Here is an 18,268-nt window from a genome sequence, read left to right on the forward strand (position 1 = left end):
CGCGCCCCGGGCGCCCCCCCGCGGGGCCCGGGGGGGGGGGGGGGGGGGGGGGGGGGCCCCCCCCCCGGCCGGCGGCGGGACGAGCCGGGCCGCGGGCCGGCTCCCGACTACCGAGCGAGTTGTTCTGTCATCTCCTGGTCGCCGGTTGGTCATGTGTGGTTGCGGCGCTCGTCCCGAGACGTCTATCCTCGATGTATCGCTTCGATATGTCGGAGCGACAGTATCGGAGCGATAGTATCGGATCATCAGTATCGGAACGTCCGGGCCGAAACGGCCTCGAACGGATCGTCCGGCGGACACGGGAGGTGGGGCATGCTGGAACTCGCGGTTCTGGCCCTGCTCTCCGAGAGCCCGATGCACGGCTACGAGCTGCGCAAGCGGCTCTCCGCGGTGCTCGGCGCGTTCCACCGGTTCAGCTACGGCTCGCTGTATCCCTGCCTGCGCCGCCTCGCGGACGCCGGGTACGTGACCGCCGATGACGTCGGAGCGGCCACCCGGCTGGGCGGACGGAGCAGAGTCGTCTACACCCTCACCGGTGAGGGCAAGGAGAAGCTCGCCGACCTGCTCGGTGAGGGTGGTCCGTCCTCCTGGGAGGACGAGATGTTCGGCGTGCGGTTCGCCTTCTTCTCGAAGACGGACGCCGCCGTGCGCCTGCGCATCCTCGAAGGTCGGCGCGGTCGGCTGGAGGAGCGCCGGGAGAAGGTCCGCTCGGCTCTCACGAGGACTGTCGAGCGCTTCGACAGCTACACGCTCGAACTGCAGCGCCATGGCCTGGAGTCGGTGGAGCGCGAGGTCCGATGGCTCAACGAGCTGATCGAGACCGAGCGGGCCGCGGTTCCAGGTGACCCTGCGGGCTCACAGTTGTCCACAGCATCCACAGGGTTGTCCACAACCTTGTCCACAGGAATGAATTCCTTCGTCGGATCCGAGGCCGACGTCGGCCCGGACAGGGACCCGCCCGGTCCGCAACCCGCGCGTGGTGGCGCGACAGTGGCCGCCAGCCGCCGCGCGACCAGGACAGGCCGGCGGGACGCCCGCAGCGCGGGCTCGGCCGACACGACCGGCGATGGCGCCGGACCCAGCCCGCGAGCCATGCCACAGGCCGGTGCGGGCCCCGACGAAGCGGTCCCGACCGGGGAGTGAAAGTCGCCCCGTAGCACGACGTCCGCTCCCGGCCGCTGGGCCGGGCGGACAGCCCAGCGGCGCCACAGGTGTGCCGGGATTTCCAACCAACCAACTATATAAACCGCAGCTAAGGAGCAGACCGTCATGGGTTCGGTACGCGTCGCCATCGTTGGCGTGGGAAACTGCGCTGCCTCGCTGGTCCAGGGGGTCGAGTACTACCGCGGCGCCGACCCGACGGCGCAGGTCCCCGGCCTCATGCACGTACAGCTGGGCGACTACCACGTCTCCGACCTGTCGTTCGTCGCCGCGTTCGACGTGGACGCCAAGAAGGTCGGCCGCGATCTGTCCGAGGCCATCGTGGCGAGCGAGAACAACACGATCAAGATCGCGGACGTGCCGCCGCTCGGCATCACCGTCGCCCGCGGCCACACCCTCGACGGGCTCGGCCGCTACTACCGCGAGACGATCGAGGAGTCGGACGAGACGCCGGTCGACGTCGTCGCCACGCTGCGGGAGTCCCGCGCCGACGTGCTGGTGTGCTACCTGCCGGTCGGCTCGGAGGACGCCGCCAAGTTCTACGCCCAGTGCGCCATCGACGCCGGGGTCGGCTTCATCAACTGCCTGCCGGTGTTCATCGCCGGCGTGCCGGAGTGGGCGGAGAAGTTCCGGGCGGCCGGCGTGCCGATCGTCGGTGACGACATCAAGTCGCAGGTCGGCGCCACCATCACCCACCGCGTGCTGGCGAAGCTGTTCGAGGACCGCGGCGTGATCCTCGACCGCACCATGCAGCTCAACGTCGGCGGCAACATGGACTTCAAGAACATGCTCGAGCGCGAGCGGCTGGAGTCCAAGAAGATCTCCAAGACCCAGGCCGTCACCTCGCAGGTCTCCCACGACCTCGGCAAGGACAACGTGCACATCGGGCCGTCGGACTACGTCGCCTGGCTCGACGACCGCAAGTGGGCCTACGTCCGCCTCGAGGGCCGTGCGTTCGGCGACGTGCCGCTGAACCTCGAGTACAAGCTCGAGGTCTGGGACTCACCGAACAGCGCCGGTGTGGTCATCGACGCGGTGCGCTGCGCCAAGATCGCTCTTGACCGGGGTGTCGGCGGGCCGATCCTGTCCGCGTCGTCCTACTTCATGAAGTCGCCGCCGGAGCAGTACCGGGACAACGAGGCCCGCGACAAGGTCGAGGCGTTCATCCGCGACCAGGCCTGATCACGGCCGGCGCCGGACGCCGGCTCCGGCTCGAGAAGAGCTGAGGCCCGGCCGAGGATGACCAACCGACCCCGGCATCCGCCGCCCGTTCCCGGGCCTGGATGCCGGGGTCGTCGTCGTTCGGGGGCTGGTGTCCCGGCCGCGGGCACGATCGTGTGACCCACGTGGGCGCCCGCGCCGACCGGTCCACGGCCGCCGACCGCGGGGCCCTAGGCTGGCAGGCGTGGCAAGGTCGGCGAACCTCCGTGAGCTGCTCCGCAGCCGCGAGTTCCGGATGCTCTACGCGGCCCGGCTCACCTCCCAGGCCGCCGACGGTGTCTTCCAGGCAAGCCTGGTCAGCTACGTGCTGTTCTCCCCCGAAAGGGCCACGTCTGCGGGGGCGCTGGCCACGTCGCTCGCCATCGTCGTGCTGCCCTTCAGCGTGATCGGCCCGTTCGCCGGGATCGTCCTGGACCGGGTCTCCCGGCAGCGGGTCCTGGTGATCTGCTCGCTGATGCGGATGGTGCTGATGGCCATCCTCGTGGGCCTCATCGCGGGCGGCCGCACCGGAGCCGACTTCTACGCGGTCTCGCTCGCCTCCGTCAGCGTGAACCGCTTCGTCCTCTCGGCGCTGTCCGCCGGGCTACCGGTCGTGGTGGGCGTCGAGCGGCTGGTGTCCGCCAACGCGCTGTCCGTCACCTCGGGCACGATCGCGACGCTGGTCGGTGCCGGGCTGGGCAGCGGGGTGCGCGGCCTGGCCGGCGGGCAGGACTCGGCGGTCGCGCTCGTCGCGGGGCTGGCGTCCCTCACCTACCTGCTGGCGGCGGCGACGGCGGCGCGGTCCGGGCGGGCCGACTTCGGCCCCGTGGTCGTCGTTCCCTGGCAGGGGGCATGGAGTCAGGCCCGCCAGGTCCTCGCCGACATGGCGGACGGCGCCCGTTACCTGGCCGGCCACGGCCCCGCCCGGCGGGCGCTGACCGCGCTGACCGCCTCCCGGGCCGCGTACGGCCTGGTCCTGGTGATGACTGTGCTGCTGTATCGCAACTACTTCACCGGGCGGACCGGCGGACTGTCCGGTCTCGCCGCAGTGGTGGCCGCGAGCGGAGTCGGCACGATCACCGCCGCGCTGGTGACCCCCCGGGCGACGCGACGGATGCCGAAGTCGACCTGGATCACGGTGGTCCTGGTGTTCGGCGGGGTCGTGGAGATCGCGCTCGGGCTGCCGTTCTCGGCCCTGCTGATGGTCCTCGCCGGGGCGCTGATCGGGTTCTCCGCGCAGGCCAGCAAGATCTGCGTGGACACGATCGTGCAGGAACAGACCGATGACGCCTACCGCGGCCGCGCCTTCTCGCTCTACGACCTGCTGTTCAACGTCGCGTTCGTGGCCGCGGCGGCGGTCGCCGCGGTCGTGCTGCCGAACAACGGGCGCTCGGTCCCCGTGGTCATCGTCGCCGGCGTGGGCTATGCGCTCGCCGGGCTGATCTACTACCAGGCCGCCCGCCGTCACCCGGAGGACCGGGTGATCCACGCCGTCGGCACGCCGCCGCCGCAGGCGGGCGCGCCGGTGGCGACGCCTCCGCCAGCCGTGGCAGGCCAGGCCGACCGGTCAGCGGCGTCGGCGACACCGCCGACCTGACCGTCCGGCCCGGCCGTCACTCGCCGGGGATGGGCACCTCGTGCGCCCGGGCCCAGCGCAGCAGCTCGGTCTCGGCGGCCTCCCGTCCGACGAGGCCCTGCTCGAAGCGGAACTCCAGCATGTGCGCGCGGGCCTGGCCCACCAGCCGGGACGGGCGCAGCCCGAGCACCGCCATGATGTCGTCGCCGGACAGCTCGGGCCGGATCGCCGCGATCTCCTCGCGGGCGGCGAGGTCGGCGATCCGCTCCTCCAGCGAGTCGTAGGTGCGCGCGAGCGCCGTCGCCTTGCGCCGGTTCCGGGTCGTGCAGTCGGAACGGACCAGCTTGTGCAGCCGGTCGAGCTCCGGGCCGGCGTCGTGGACGTAGCGGCGCACGGCCGCGTCGGTCCACTCGCCACTGCCGTAGCCGTGGAAGCGCAGGTGCAGGAAGACCAGCCGGCAGATGGCGTCCGTGACGTCCTTCGGGAAGCGCAGCGCGGCCAGCCGGCGCCGCGTCATGTCCCGGCCGACGACCTCGTGGTGGTGGAACGACACCCGACCGCCAGGGATGTGCCGGCGGGTGCGGGGCTTGCCGATGTCATGCAGCAGTGCCGCCCAGCGCAGCACCTCGTCCGGCTCCCCGGGCGTCTCCAGCGCCATCGCCTGGGTCAGCACGGTCATCGTGTGGGCGTACACGTCCTTGTGCTGGTGGTGCTCGTCGATCTCCATCCGCATCGCCGAGAGCTCGGGCAGCACGATGTCGGCGACGCCGACGTCGACGAGGCGCTCCAGGCCCGCCGCCGGGTCCGGAGAGAGCAGGAGCTTGCGCAGTTCGTCCCGGATCCGCTCCGGGGAGACGATCGCGAGCCGGTCGGCCCGCGATCGCATCGCCTCGACCAGCTCGGGCACCGGGGTGAGCCCGAGGGTTGCCTCGAATCGGGCCGCTCGCAGGATCCGCAGGGGGTCGTCGTCGTTGGAGGCCTCGGGGCTCGCCGGCGTGCGCAGGACACCCCGGGCAAGATCCGCCATTCCGCCGAACAGGTCGACGAAGTCGTGCCCGGGGACGGACACGGCCATCGCGTTGACGGTGAAGTCGCGGCGGGACAGGTCCGCCTCCAGGCTCTCGCCGTAGCTCACCGTGGGGTTGCGGGACTGCCGATCGTACGACTCGCTGCGATAGGTGGTGATCTCGAACCGCAGACCGCGGCGGGCCAGGCCCACCGTGCCGAAGGCGATCCCGGCTTCCCAGGTGGCCTCCGACCAGCCCCGGGTGATCTCCAGGACGCGCTCGGGCCGGGCGTCGGTGGCGAAGTCGAGGTCGGCCTGGGCTGCGGGGGTGACGGCGACGGGCCGACCGAGCAGCGCGTCACGCACCGAGCCACCGACGAGGTGCAGCCGGTGGCCGTGCGCCTCGAAGAGGCGACCAAGCTCGTCGGCGGCCGGCGGCACCCTGAGCAGCTCACTCACCACCCGTTCGGCCGAGTCTCGCGGGTTGTCCAGACTGATCACTGACACACCTTCAGATTACGGGGTTCGACGGGGTGATCCGCTCCACGGACCGCGCCTGTGGATGAGCCACGTCGCGACCGGGCAGTCCGATGGAATCAAAGCCATAAGCGGGAGGTTCCGGGCACAGGGGCAGGCGCGTGGGCGGCAGCCTCGTACGATCAACCCATGCCGCCGTCGACCTCCGCCACCGGCCGCACCCCGTTGCGCCGGGCAGAGGAGACCTCGGCGGGCGGTCTGATTCTCGACCAGCGCTCCACGCACGCGTCCGCCGCGCTGATCGGCCGCCGCGACCGCCATGGGCGGTTGTTGTGGTCGTTGCCGAAAGGCCACGTGGAGAACGGCGAGACGGCCGAGCAGGCGGCCGTCCGTGAAGTGCGCGAGGAGACCGGCCTGACCGGCAGCGTCCTCGGCCCGCTGGGCACGATCGATTTCTGGTTCATCGCCAGCGGGACGCGTATCCACAAAACGGTGCACCACTTCCTGCTGCTGCGCCGGCTCGGCTCACTGTCCGACGACGACGTCGAGATCGACGCCGTGGCCTGGGTCCCGCTGGTCGAGGTCGCCGACCGCCTCGCGTACGCCGACGAGCGTCGGCTGCTCGATGAGGTACCGGTCGTGCTGGCCGCGACCGCATGACGGCGTCGCCGCGGCCCGCTCCTCCGGCGGGGTCGCGCCGGGCCGCGCGCTCCCGGTGCGGTGGCGGGTGGCCGGTGGGGCGGCGTCGGGCGATCCTCGTCGTGATGCTGCTGGTCGCCGCCCTCGTGCCGCTGGCGGGCGCGCCTGCGGCGAGCGCCGCGGCGGGGACACGCGGGGGCCTGGCGGTGGAGCCGGCGGCCCGCACGGATTCATCCACAGGAACACCACGCTCTTCCACAGGTTCATCCACAGACGAACCGGGCGAATCGGTAGCTTCTTCGCCCGTCGTGGCGGGATCGACCACCGGCGCGGCGAACCCTGTCGCGATCACTGTGACGGATGTCGTCTCACCCACCGCGGGTTCGGCCACCGTGTCGGTGCGCGGCACGATGGCCGCCACCACGGCCGATCCGCTGACCGACCTGTGGATGAGCCTGTCGATCGGCACGCGCCCGGTGACGTCTCGTGACAGACTCGCCGCCCTCGCCGCCAACCCCACGACCAGCGGCTACCAGAGGCTCCCCCTGACGGGCGGAGCGGACGTGCAGCCAATAGCCGATCCGCCCGTCAGGGGCGGCAGTCCGGTCCCGTTCGAGATCACCGCGAACCTCGACGCGGCCGGTGGCGCGGCAGCGCGCTTCGGCGCCTACCCCCTGCAGGTTCGGGTGAGCGGCTCCGTGGCCGGGCGGGCCGCCAAGCCGATCGGCGCGGCGTACTCCTTCGCCGTCCGGTCGTCCGCCCAGGCGCAGCGAACCAAGGTGACGGTGGTGCTGCCGATCGCCGACCAGCCCCGCCTGCGCTCCGACGGCCTGCTCACCGACAACGTCCTGGCCGACGAGGTGAAGCCGACCGGACGGATGTCCAAACTGCTCGACGCCGCCAGCCCGCCGGTCGTGCTCGCCGTAGACCCCACGCTGGTCCAGGCGCTGCGACGAATGAGCGACCGGGAGGGCTACAACTACGCCAGCCCTGCCGGCGGCGTACACATGCCGCGGAGCCTGGACGCATACAGCTTCCTGTCCAGGCTGGTCGACTATGCCGCCCAGGGCGGCACCGTGATCGCGCTGCCCTACGGCGACGCGGATCTGGCCGCGCTGGTCCACGCGCAGAAGCTGGACACGGTGGAGTACGCCGTCAGGACTGGCCAGGTCGTGCTGGGCTCACTGCTGTCCCGGGCCCCTCGCCCGGTCGCCTTCCCCGCGGACGGGCTCGCCGACGCGACCACCGTCGACGTGCTGGGCCAGTTGAAGGTCGGAGCCGTCCTGCTCGACGACCGCCTGCTGCCCGCGCCCGGGAGCACCTACACGCCGTCGGCCGGCGTCGACATCGCCACGTCGAGCGGCGCGCCCATCCGCGCGCTCGCGACCGACCACCGCCTCGCCGACGTCGCCACCTCCTACACCGGCGCGGCGGACGGCCCCAGCGCCGGGGCGGTCCTGGCGCGGTTCCGGGCCGATCTCGCCACGATCACCGCCGAGCGGCCCGAGACCCGGCACCTGGTCCTCGCCCTGCCGCGGAACTGGCAGATGCCGGACGACTGGGCGCAGCAGGTGCTGGGCGCGATCAACAGCGACTACTCGGAAACGGCGTCGATCGACGACCTGCTGGGCACCGGCCAGCTCAACGCCCCCCGCGGCGGGCTGGTCTACCCCGCCGACGCGCGGGCCCGCGAGCTGCCCGCGTCCTACCTGGATTCGGTGGCGAACGTCCGGGACGAGGCGCAGGCGCTCTACCCCGTGCTCTGCGCCCCGCCGCAGAACACCGTCGCGTGCCGGCTGAAGCGCATCAACCCGATGAGCGACGCCCTCGTCACAGCGACGTCCGTCTGGTGGCGCGGGGACCGCATGGTTGATGGTGTGTCGCTCAGCCAGCAGGTCGACGGGGACGTGTCCTCGATCCGTAACGGCATCCAGGTCGTGGCGTCCCGCAGTGTGAACCTGACGAGTCGGCACGGACTGGTGCCGATCACGCTCGAGAACAACACGCCGTGGGACGTCAGCGTCGTGCTGGCGTTCTCGTCGACCAACCGGTCCCGGCTGCGATCGGCCCTGCGGGAGACGCGCGCCCTGCAACCTCGGCAGAAGGCGCAGATCGAGATCGAGGTGGACTCCGAGGGCGCGGGAACGTTCCCCTTGGAGATCCGGCTGCTCAACCTTGACGGTCAGGCTCTCTCCAGTGACCCGCCCACCCGGATCCTGGTGCGCTCGACCGTCTACGGCGCGATCGCGACGGGCATCACCGTCCTCGCCGTCAGTGTGCTGCTGCTTGCCGTCCTGTTTCGCCTCGTCCGCCGACTGCGCCCCGGCGCGCGGCGGCCTGCGCCCGCCGTCGCGACCACCGCCGACGAGTCCCCCGCGGACCCGGCTGCGACGGTCGCGGGCGCACCCGGCGAACTCGACCGGCCGAGCCCTGACCTGCCCTACTCCAACCACCTCGGTGCCGGACCCGACCGCGGCCGCAATCCCGCCTACGGACCGAGCCACGGCTACCACGACGGCCCGAGTCACGACGCACCCCCCGGTCGCGAGGGCCGTGACCAGCCTGATCGCGAAGGGGCACGCGCCCGCGCCACGCATCGTGACGCCCCGACCTACAGCGATGAACCGCCCTACGGCGATGGCCCGTCGTACGGTGACCAGGCGCCGCACGGCGGGGTTCGCGGGGACGCACCCGACGACAGCTGGGATTCGTCCTACCCCGAGAGCGCGCCGCCGGCTGCGGACTGGCCCGCTCCCGGCGGCGAGTTCCCCTCACGCCCCGGCGACGGCGCGGTCAACGCCCCTGCCCCGGCCTGGGACGGGACCGCGGGCGCGGCCGGCCGGCACCGAGGGAGCGGCCTGTGACGCCCACCGACGGCAACAGCGGTCCGCGGCATCGGCGCGGCGGGACCGGGCCGAGCGGCGGACCGCCTGACCGCGGCCGCCGGGAGAACCCGCCGTACTACGAGACCCCGCCCCGCGACCGCTCCCACCCCGGCGAGGACGACGAGCCGCCGCCCGCCGGTGGCCCACCCCCCCACTTGCCGGGTTCCTACCGAGACACGACATATCAGGATCCCGCCTACCCCGGCCACAACTATCCGGATTCGTCGCAGGCAGACGCCGCACTCCCGGACGCGGCGTATCGCGGCTCGGCCTACCCCGACCCGGCGTACCAGGATCCGGCGTACCCGGATCCGGCGTACCCGGTCCCGTCTCACCCTGAGTCGCCGTACACGGCGTATCCAGCCTCGTCCTACCAGGACCCCGCGTATCAGGATCCGGGCCGCCCGGCGGGCGCCCACGGCGAGCGCCGCCGCCCTCCCTCGCACCGGGAGCCAGGCCAGCCGGACAGCGCCCGGCGCCCGGCGCCACCCGGCCCGCCGGCGGATCCGTGGAACGCATCGCGGGACGCGGCGGCGTACCGAGCAGGCCCCCCGTATCCGGACGCCGCGGGAGCCACGCGAAAGCTCCCGGCCACGCCCCGGTTGCCACCGCCGTCCGAAGGCGGTCCCGCCCCCGCAGGCCGGGACGCGACGCGGCCACCTGTCGCGCCGGACCCGGGACGCACCACCCGGCTGCCGATCCCGCCCACCCCACCCCACCCCACCAGTCATCCTGATCATGCCAGCCACCGTGACGAGGCCGGATACGCGGACCGCGGCGGATACGCCGAGAACGACGTGTCCCCGTCAAGGGAGGAGCGCGGCGCGCGATCCCGGCGCGTGTCCGGCGGCGAACGCCAGCCATCGCTCGGCGAGGCGCGCCCGACGGTCGCGCTGCCGCGCAGCAATGTGCGTCCCATCCCGGCGGAGTCCGATGGCAGATCACGCGACCGGGACGGGCCCCCCGGACGGGAGGGAGGCCGATCTTCCGGCGCCCGCCGGCCGCCCCCCGACATTGCCCGTGACGGACGCGGCCGGGACGCGCGACCGACGCGGGACACCGGCTGGCGGGAACAACCGAACCTCGACGGACACGCCGGGTATGACCCGCCGGACAGCCGCGACGTGCGGGAGGGCCGGCCTCGTCCGCCGATGCCTCGGGGCGCCCGCCCGGGCCGCGCCCGCACCGGCGGGCAGGCCGCGCCGGCCCGGGGGGCAGGGCGTTCCGCCGACGCGCCACCGACCGCCGCGATCGCCGCCTCCCCGCAGCGGGCGCGGACCGCGGCGACCACCCGCCGCGGGAAGGCGAAACCCGCGAAGTCCGGCCCGAGCCTCGGCCAGGCGAGCGGGATCATGGCGATCGGCACGATCGCCTCCCGCGCGTCCGGCTTCCTGCGCACCGTCGCGATCGCCGCCGCGATCGGCACCGGCGCCGTCGGTGACGCCTACAACGTCGCCAACACGACCCCGAACATCATCTACGACCTCCTGCTCGGCGGGATCCTGACCAGCGTCGTCGTGCCGGTGATGGTCCGGGCCGCGAAGGAGGATCCGGACGGCGGCGACCGGTTCGCGTCCTCCCTGCTGACCCTGATGATCCTCGGGCTCGGCGTGGCGACGGCGATCGGCATGGTCGCGGCGCCCTGGATCACCAACGCCTACCTCGACGCCGGGCCCCAGGAGCAGGCCCTCGCCACCGACCTGCTGCGCTGGTTCCTGCCCCAGATCGTCTTCTACGGGGTGGGGGCGACGATCGGCGCGATCCTCAACGTCCGGCAGTCCTTCGCGGCGCCGATGTTCGCCCCCATCCTCAACAACGTGTTGGTCATCGCGACCTGCGTGGCGTTCATCTATGTGGTGTCGGGGCCGCGTCCGCCGGGGGTGGACGGGGCGAAGGCGATCACCCATGCCCAGACGACGGTGCTGGCCGGCGGGACGACGCTGGGCGTGGTGGCGATGACGGTCGCCCTGCTGCCCGCGCTGCGCCGGGTCGGCTTCCGCTACCGGCCGACTCTCGACCTGCGCCACCCCGAGCTGCGCTCCGCGGCCCGGCTGGCGGGCTGGACCTTGCTGTTCGTCGTCGTGAGCCAGGCCGGCTACCTGGTGATCGTGAATCTGTCGACGGCGTCGACCGCCTACACGATCTACACGTACGGGTACCAGATCTTCCAGCTCCCCTACGCGATCATCGGCGTTTCGGTGATCACCGCGCTGTTGCCACGGATGAGCGGGCATGCCGCGCAGGGCCGCAACGACCTCGTCCGGGCCGACATCTCGACGGCGACCCGGGTGGCGGCCACGGCGATCGTGCCGGCAGCGCTGTTCCTGCTGGCGCTGGGACGGCCGATCGCGGTGGCTGTCTTCCACCACGGCGCGGTGAACTACCACGACGCGATCGACATCGGCGACACGCTCAGCGCGTTCGCGCTTGCCCTGGTGCCGTTCTCCCTGTTCCAGGTGCAGCTACGAGCGTTCTACGCCTACCAGGACAGCCGAACGCCCGCGCTGGTCAACATGTGCGTCGTCGCGGTGAACGTCCTCGGTGCCGTGGTGCTGACCGTGACCGTGCCCGAGCGCCATCGTGCGCCGGCGCTGGCGCTCGCCTTCGCCGCGGCCTACCTGGTCGGTCTCGCGGCGGCGACCACACTGCTGCGGCGGCGCCTCGGCGGCGTCGACGGCAATCGCACCGGCCGGGTGATCACCCAGGTGGCGATCGCCGCCGGTCTTGGCGCCGTGGTCGCGTCGCTGGTGGCCCGGGCGATCCGGGCTCTGGCCGGCACGGGCTGGCTCATCTCGGGGATCGCCGTGGTGGTGGCCTGCACCGCCGGGGGCGCGCTGTTCCTGGCGGCGGCCGTCCGGATGCAGATTCACGAGGTCTCCGCGCTGCTGGCCGCGGTCAACGGCCGGCTGGGACGCGGGCAGCGCGGCGGCGGCTCTCGGCCGGCGCCGAAGCCGTCCGGGGGTACGACGCCCGCCGGCGGTGCGCGGGCGGCGGACCCGGATCGCGCGGGCGGCTCCACCCGTGGTGATCGCAACCCGGGCACCGCACAGGTCGGCCAGCGTCAGCGGCCCGGCCTGGGGAGTCGTGCGGCCCGACCAGACCGGACGGAACGACTCGACCGTGGCGACCGTGGCGACCGTGGCGACCGGGCCCAGGGCAGGAACCGCAATGGTCCGCCGCCCAGGTCCGGCCGCCCGGACCCACGGCGCGGGGATGACGGGCCGAGCCGACGCGGCCGGCCTGGCTGAGCGCCGAGCTGCCCACGCCGCCCTCGGCTGCCGGGAACGGCAGGAGGGTGCAGGCTGGCACCAATGGGCCATGCGGCGCGGTCACCGGTTCGGGGATTCGCCCCCGAGGGGCGCCGGGCCGTCAGCGGGAGCAACAGGCCCGCGCGGCCACCCACCAGCTCTCAGGTCGGGAAAGCGCCGACATATCCGCTACTCTACTAATTCGTAAGACTACGGACGATTCACGCACTCTGGGCGCATCAGGGCAATGCGGATGGATCCCAGGCCACGCCCACGACGACGCCACGAGGCCACGCGGCACAGCGCGGATCCCCGGCCACGCATCACCGGTCGAAGCGGACGCGCCGGACGTGCTCACAGCGGGTGCACAAGGGCGGGTTGTCCCAAGACATTCGCGAGATCCTCCAGCCGTCCTCGTACACTGGACACGCTGTGCGCGGGCCCCGCCCAACGTCGCCGGTGAACGAGGCGCAGCGTCCCGCCGGTCGCGTCGCTCGCCGCCGCGACGGGTTCCGGGCGACGAAGGTGTTCGGGGTCTCCGCCCACGGTGCGGCATGCTGGGCGGCACCGCCGCCCGGGTGAGGTAGGGAAGCCCGACGCCGGATCGTCCAGGTCGGGCCCGTGGACGACGGAGGCGCTGTGGTCGACGGAAACAACCGACCGCAGGCTGAGAACGTCGACAGTGATGTGACGCTGAGCGCTCCAGGAGCCCGTGGTTCCACGACCCCCGCCGGCACCGCGGTGCTGGCGGAGTCCGTCCTGGACCGTCGCTACCGCCTTCTGTCAGCCCTGACGACCCGTGGCCCGGTGACTCTCTGGCGCGGTGACGACAACGTGCTCGCCCGGCCGGTCGCCGTCCGCATCGTCGAGCACGACCTGCTCGCCGCGGGTGAGGCGGGCTCGCCCGTCCTCGGGGTGGACCCCGAGCAGGCGGCTCGCCGGCTGCTCGCCGCAGCCATCAACTCCGGCCGCCTGGTGCACCCCGGCGCGGCCTCCACCTACGACGCCACCACCACGACCGCCGGCTCGCGCCGCATCTCCTACGTCGTCTCCGAATGGGTCGACGGCCGCACGATGCGCCAGCTCACCGCGCAGGCGGCGCTGCGCCCCGAACAGGCCGGTGCCGTGGTGCTGGCCGCGGCCCGAGTGATCGCCGCGGCGCACGAGCGCGGCATCCATCACGGCGACCTCAACCCCGGCGACGTCATCGTCTCCAGCCACGGCACCGTGAAGATCATCGATCTGGAGATCGGCGGCGTGCTCGCCGAGCTGGAGCGAGCCAACGGGGGCGGCCTCGACGGCCCCGATGACCACGCGACCGACCCGGAGGCGACCCGGATCGCCGGCGGCGGCGCCGTGGACGACATGGCCGCGGCGGATCTGCGCGCGCTCGGCGCGCTGCTGTACTCCGGGCTGACCGGCCACTGGCCGCTCGGCGGCGACCGCGGCCTGCCCACCGCCCCGACCTCGGGCGGGCGGCTGCGCACTCCACGGCAGGTCACCCCCACGGTTCCCCGCGACCTCGACGCGATCACGATGGCAGCTCTCGGTGACGACCGTGCCGGCGCACCGATCACCACCGCGGCCGAGCTCGTCGCGGAGCTGGAGTCGGTCAACCCCGTCGACGCGGTGCTCGACACCGGCCTGATGAGCCTCGGCGAGAGCCCCGACACCGGATCGATGGACGCCGGCGACTTCGACTCCACCGGCTACCTGTCCGCCTCGGACTACCCGGAGCAGGGCCGCTACGCCGACACCGCCAGCTATCCGGCCCCCGGGCGCGACGATCGCTACGACACCCGGGTCGACCGCCCCAGCAGCCCACGCGGCGGGGACGCCGGGTACGGCCGCGGTGGCTTCGACACGCGAGGTGGCTACGACGACCGCGGTCGGGACGACCGCGGATACCCGCCCGGCCCCGGCGGGTATCCGCCGGCGGACCGCTACCCCTCCGGCCCGCCCGGTGGGCGCCGCGGGTCGGGTCCGACCCTCGGCCGGGCCCTGCCCTGGGTCGCCCTGGCGGTGATCGTCATCGTCGTCGCGGTCGTCGCCGTGATCGCGCTGAACGGCAACTCCGGCGGTGGTGGCCCCGGCCCGACAGCGACGTCCTCCGCCCAGGCCACGCCGGGTGACACCGTACTGAAGGCGGCCGGGATCGACTCCTTCGACCCGGGCTCGCAGGACGCCGACAAGACCGAGAAGCCAGGCGAGGTCAACAACGCCGTGGACGGCAATCCGTCGACGGTCTGGCACACCGAGGGCTACCGCTCGGCCAAGTTCGGCGGGTACAAGACCGGCGTCGGGCTGCGGCTGAACTTCAGCCAGCCGATCAGCCCCGCCTCGGTGACGGTGCAGCTCGGCAGCGGCCCGGCGTCGTTCGAGCTCCGCAGCGCCGCGAGCACCGCCGACAACATCGACGGCTACGCCGTGGTTGCCTCGAAGTCCGACGCCAGCGGGACGGTGAACCTCACCATGTCCTCCGATGTCGCCCCGGCCCGATCCTGGGTCCTCTGGCTGACGTCGCTTCCGCTGGACCCCTCGGACGGGCAGTACCGAGGCTCGATCGCTGAGATCACCTTCCGGTCCTGACCCGCGGGGGAGTAGGTGGGAGTCCCGCCCGCGGGCGCCATCGCGCTGATCGAGGCGACGGCGCGGGGGCGTTCGGACCCGGCCCGTGCGCACCGGACATCCGCCCGCGGGGAACCACAGCGGCCCGCCCACCGTCTCAGAAGAGGGACACCGCGACGCGGTGCGGCGGTCAGGCCCCCGCGCGACGGCACCCCCGATCGGGTGAACTCGGCGCTGCGCGGGCAGACCGCGTCCAGCCGACCTGCCGGAGGAGGTGATCAGCAATGGTGACTGAGCCGACGGACGATCGTTCCCGTCTGACAGGTACTCCGCTCGGGCGCCGCGGCCGCGGTCACGACCGGCACCCCAGTGTGGAACTGATCGACGCCGTCGCCGGCGGCGAGCAGGTCACCCGCTCCGCCCGTGATCACATCGAGGGCTGCCCGGTCTGCCGGGAGTCGGTCGCCGCGCTGCGTCGGGTCCGGTCGGATCTGTCCCGCCTGGCGACGATGACGATGCCCGGTGACGTCGCCGAACGAATCCAGGCGGCGCTCGCCACCCGGGTGCCCCCGCGGTCCGGCCCAGCTGACGAACCAGGCGACGACCAGGCCACCACGCCGTCCGCCGTCACGGATCGCCGCGCCGCGCCGCCGCCCGGCGTGGCTGCTCTCACCGGCATCTCCCCGGCCCGTCGCGCCACGTCCGTCGGCCCGGTCCCACCCGGCGCCCGGCCGCCCGGCGCCCGGCTGGCGCCCTCCCCCATGGCCGGTGGGCCGCACCGCGGCACACCGGTATCGCCCACCGCGCCGGAGACCTCGCGGTCGCCGCTGCCCGTCGAGGCGGGAACGCGGGCGCAGCCACCTCAGGGCCCCCACGAGGGTGCCTCCCGTCCGTGCCAGCACCCACCGACCGGCCCCGGTTCGCGGCCTGGCGGTCGTGGCCGCCGGCCCGGCGGCCACCGGGGCGGCCCGCTCTCCTCGGCCGCTCACCCGGCGCCGCGGCGGGACTGGCTGTCGATCGTAGCGGTGTGCGTCGCCTTCGTCGCGTTCGGGACGGCGGTTCTCGCCATCTACGGCCTGCGGAGCACCAGTTCGGCGGGAACGCTGCCGTTGGCCGGTCGCACGCCGGTGGATGCGGCCGAGGAGACCGTGGCGGTCGACGGATCGGCGCAGGCGGATCTGACGACGCTGGCGGACTCCCGGGCGAGCCTCGTGCAGGCCGACGTGATGCGCCACGCGCTGGAACTCCTGCGCGGCCGGATCGAGGGCTCCCAGGAGCTTCCCCTGCAGCTCACCGACCCGTGGGCGCACTCGGCGGCCGCCCGGCCGACGTCCGCGGTGTCCGCCAGGTCCGGCGGGGCGCAGGCGGAGCCGGCGGGCACCACGTCGCTGCCGGCGGCCGTGGGGGGTGCCGCCGCGGTCCGGCTACGCGCCTTGCTGGACACCCCGCAGCTGCGGATGTGCTACCAGAGCGTGCTCGCGATGACCGGCGGGAAGATCCTCGCCATCGACCGGGCCCGCTTCGACGAGGAACCCGCCCTCCTGATCGTGGTGTCCGTCCCGATGCGGCCGTCGGCCGCGCGGCTGGTCGTCGTCGATGCTCAGTGCGGTATGACCAGCGCGTCCATGGCGCCGCTCTACAGCGCCACCACCCTCCGCGGGTAGCGTGACCACGATCACCGTCGCCGGCAGGTTGCGCGGCACCGGCAGGCACAGGATGGAATCAGACACGGTCGAAGTCCGTTGTCGCTGTCGGGCGCGGTTTTCGGCCCATCCGGCGAGACCAGATCCCGAGATACGACCGAGGCAGGCGGGTCGCGACGCGGCCCGCCTTTCGACGGCGGATCGCGCGGCGCGAAAGGAGCGGGTGTGACAGCCCAGCAGCAGGTCCAGGATGTCACCGGGCACGGCGGCCAGCCGTCCGATGACGACGTACGCGACGTCATCATCGTCGGGTCGGGACCGGCAGGGTACACGGCCGCGATCTACACGGCCCGAGCAAACCTGCGCCCCCTCGTCTTCGAGGGCGCGGTGGCCGCGGGCGGCGCGCTGATGAACACCACCGAGGTCGAGAACTTCCCTGGGTTTCCCGAGGGCATCCAGGGCCCGGAGCTGATGGAGAGCCTGCGCAAGCAGGCCGAGCGGTTCGGCGCCGAGCTGGTTCCCGACGACGTGACCGAGGTCGACCTGGCCGCGACGCCGAAGATCGTCAAGGTCGAGGACCAGACGTTCCGGGCCCGCACGGTCATCATCGCCACCGGTTCGGCCTACCGGAAGCTCGGCGTCGAGCACGAGGACCGGCTGCTCGGGCGCGGGGTGTCGGCCTGCGCGACCTGTGACGGTTTCTTCTTCCGCGACCAGGACATCGCGGTGGTCGGTGGCGGCGACTCCGCGATCGAGGAAGCGACCTTCCTCACCCGCTTCGCCCGGTCCGTCACCGTGATCCACCGTCGCGACAAGCTCCGGGCCAGCGCGATCATGCAGGAGCGGGCGTTCGCCAACGAGAAGATCAAGTTCCGGTGGAACGCCGAGACCGTCGAGCTGCTCGGCGAGGACAAGCTCGCCGGCGTCCGGGTGCGCGACCTGGTCACCGGGGAGACCGAGGACCTGCCGGTCACCGGTCTGTTCGTCGCCATCGGTCACCTGCCGCGCACGGAACTGGTGCGCGGTCAGCTCGACCTCGACGAGGCCGGCTACGTCCAGGTCGCGCATCCCACGACCCGGACGAACCTGGACGGGGTGTTCGCCTGCGGCGACGTCGTCGACCACACGTACCGCCAGGCCATCACCGCGGCCGGCACCGGCTGTTCCGCCGCCCTGGACGCGGAGCGCTTCGTGGCGGCCGCCGAGAGCCCTGGCGAGGTGGTCGCGGAGGCACCGCGGGCGCCGCAGCCGCAGTCCGCCTGACCCGCATCACCCGTCGAGCTCGGCCCGCCGGGCCGCCGCCTCGCACCCTGATCGAACTCCGCCCCCACCGCCACATCCAGCAGGGAGAGCAAGTCATGGCAGGCAGTACTGCACCGGTCACCGATGGCAACTTCACGGCCGAGGTCCTCCAGAGCGAGGTTCCGGTCCTGGTGGACTTCTGGGCCGAATGGTGCGGCCCGTGCAAGATGGTGGCGCCGGTCCTCGAGGAGATCGCCGCGGCCCACGGCGACAAGCTGCGCGTCGTCAAGCTGAACATCGATGAGAACCCGGAGACGGCCCGCGCGTACGGGATCATGTCGATTCCGACCATGGCGGTCTTCGTCAAGGGTGAGATCGACAAGAGCATCGTCGGCGCGAAGCCGAAGGCAGCGCTTCTGCGCGACCTGTCCCAGTACATCTAGATCCCCAGTACCTCCAGAAACCCAGTACCTCCAGAACCACAGTCCAGGTGGGATCCCCGGGGGGCGTGTGTCCCCCGGGGATCGATCCCACCACCTCCCACGGCCCCCCCCCGCCCCCCCGCGGGGCGGGGGCGGGTGGGGGCCGCGCCCGGCCCCCCCGGCCCCCCCCCCCCGGCCGCC

At 72.9% G+C, this 18,268-nt stretch carries 11 protein-coding genes; 10 read left to right on the top strand and 1 reads right to left on the bottom strand.

Annotated elements, in window-relative coordinates:
* The first annotated feature begins 312 nt into the window (after window positions 1–312).
* The 3 genes from MXD60_RS01505 (at window position 313) to MXD60_RS01515 (ending at window position 3,958) form a co-directional block, all read left to right on the top strand.
* Complete coding sequence (locus MXD60_RS01505) at window positions 313–1,143, top strand: PadR family transcriptional regulator (protein WP_248816932.1); 831 nt, start codon at window positions 313–315, stop codon at window positions 1,141–1,143.
* Between the two features lie 126 nt (window positions 1,144–1,269).
* A complete protein-coding gene (locus MXD60_RS01510) occupies window positions 1,270–2,343 on the top strand; it encodes an inositol-3-phosphate synthase (protein WP_248816933.1) in 1,074 nt (357 codons plus the stop codon).
* A 223-nt stretch (window positions 2,344–2,566) separates the two neighbouring features.
* Window positions 2,567–3,958 (top strand): MFS transporter, encoded by a 1,392-nt coding sequence (locus MXD60_RS01515; RefSeq protein WP_248816934.1) that lies wholly within the window; start codon window positions 2,567–2,569, stop codon window positions 3,956–3,958.
* Window positions 3,959–3,974: 16 nt separating this feature from the next.
* Here MXD60_RS01515 and MXD60_RS01520 read toward each other — a convergent pair whose 3' ends face one another.
* Complete coding sequence (locus MXD60_RS01520) at window positions 3,975–5,444, bottom strand: CCA tRNA nucleotidyltransferase (protein WP_248816935.1); 1,470 nt, start codon at window positions 5,442–5,444, stop codon at window positions 3,975–3,977.
* A gap of 165 nt (window positions 5,445–5,609) precedes the next feature.
* On the opposite strand from MXD60_RS01520, the gene MXD60_RS01525 reads away from it, so the two are divergent.
* The 7 genes from MXD60_RS01525 to trxA all read left to right on the top strand — a co-directional run bounded on the left by MXD60_RS01525 (window position 5,610) and on the right by trxA (window position 18,088).
* Entirely contained in the window at window positions 5,610–6,080 is a 471-nt protein-coding gene (locus tag MXD60_RS01525; RefSeq protein ID WP_248816937.1) for an NUDIX hydrolase, read from the top strand.
* A complete protein-coding gene (locus tag MXD60_RS01530) occupies window positions 6,077–8,923 on the top strand; it encodes a DUF6049 family protein (RefSeq protein WP_283097584.1) in 2,847 nt (948 codons plus the stop codon). Before MXD60_RS01525 ends, MXD60_RS01530 begins: the two co-directional genes overlap by 4 nt.
* Before the next feature lie 1,172 nt (window positions 8,924–10,095).
* On the top strand, window positions 10,096–12,192 hold the full coding sequence (murJ, locus tag MXD60_RS01535) for a murein biosynthesis integral membrane protein MurJ (protein WP_248816939.1): 2,097 nt from the start codon (window positions 10,096–10,098) through the stop codon (window positions 12,190–12,192).
* Between the two features lie 621 nt (window positions 12,193–12,813).
* Window positions 12,814–14,781, top strand: a complete 1,968-nt coding sequence (locus MXD60_RS01540; protein ID WP_248816941.1) for a protein kinase family protein — start codon at window positions 12,814–12,816, stop codon at window positions 14,779–14,781.
* A 350-nt stretch (window positions 14,782–15,131) separates the two neighbouring features.
* Window positions 15,132–16,424, top strand: a complete 1,293-nt coding sequence (locus tag MXD60_RS01545; protein ID WP_248816943.1) for an RsmA family anti-sigma factor — start codon at window positions 15,132–15,134, stop codon at window positions 16,422–16,424.
* Window positions 16,425–16,628: 204 nt separating this feature from the next.
* Window positions 16,629–17,666 carry a thioredoxin-disulfide reductase gene (trxB, locus tag MXD60_RS01550; RefSeq protein ID WP_248816945.1) on the top strand — a complete coding sequence of 346 codons (1,038 nt, stop codon included), beginning with the start codon at window positions 16,629–16,631 and terminating at the stop codon, window positions 17,664–17,666.
* Between the two features lie 95 nt (window positions 17,667–17,761).
* On the top strand, window positions 17,762–18,088 hold the full coding sequence (gene trxA, locus MXD60_RS01555) for a thioredoxin (RefSeq protein WP_248816947.1): 327 nt from the start codon (window positions 17,762–17,764) through the stop codon (window positions 18,086–18,088).
* Window positions 18,089–18,268: the final 180 nt, after the last annotated feature.

Origin of the sequence: Frankia sp. AgB32 (assembly GCF_023243045.1) — a bacterium.
Taxonomy (GTDB): domain Bacteria; phylum Actinomycetota; class Actinomycetes; order Frankiales; family Frankiaceae; genus Frankia.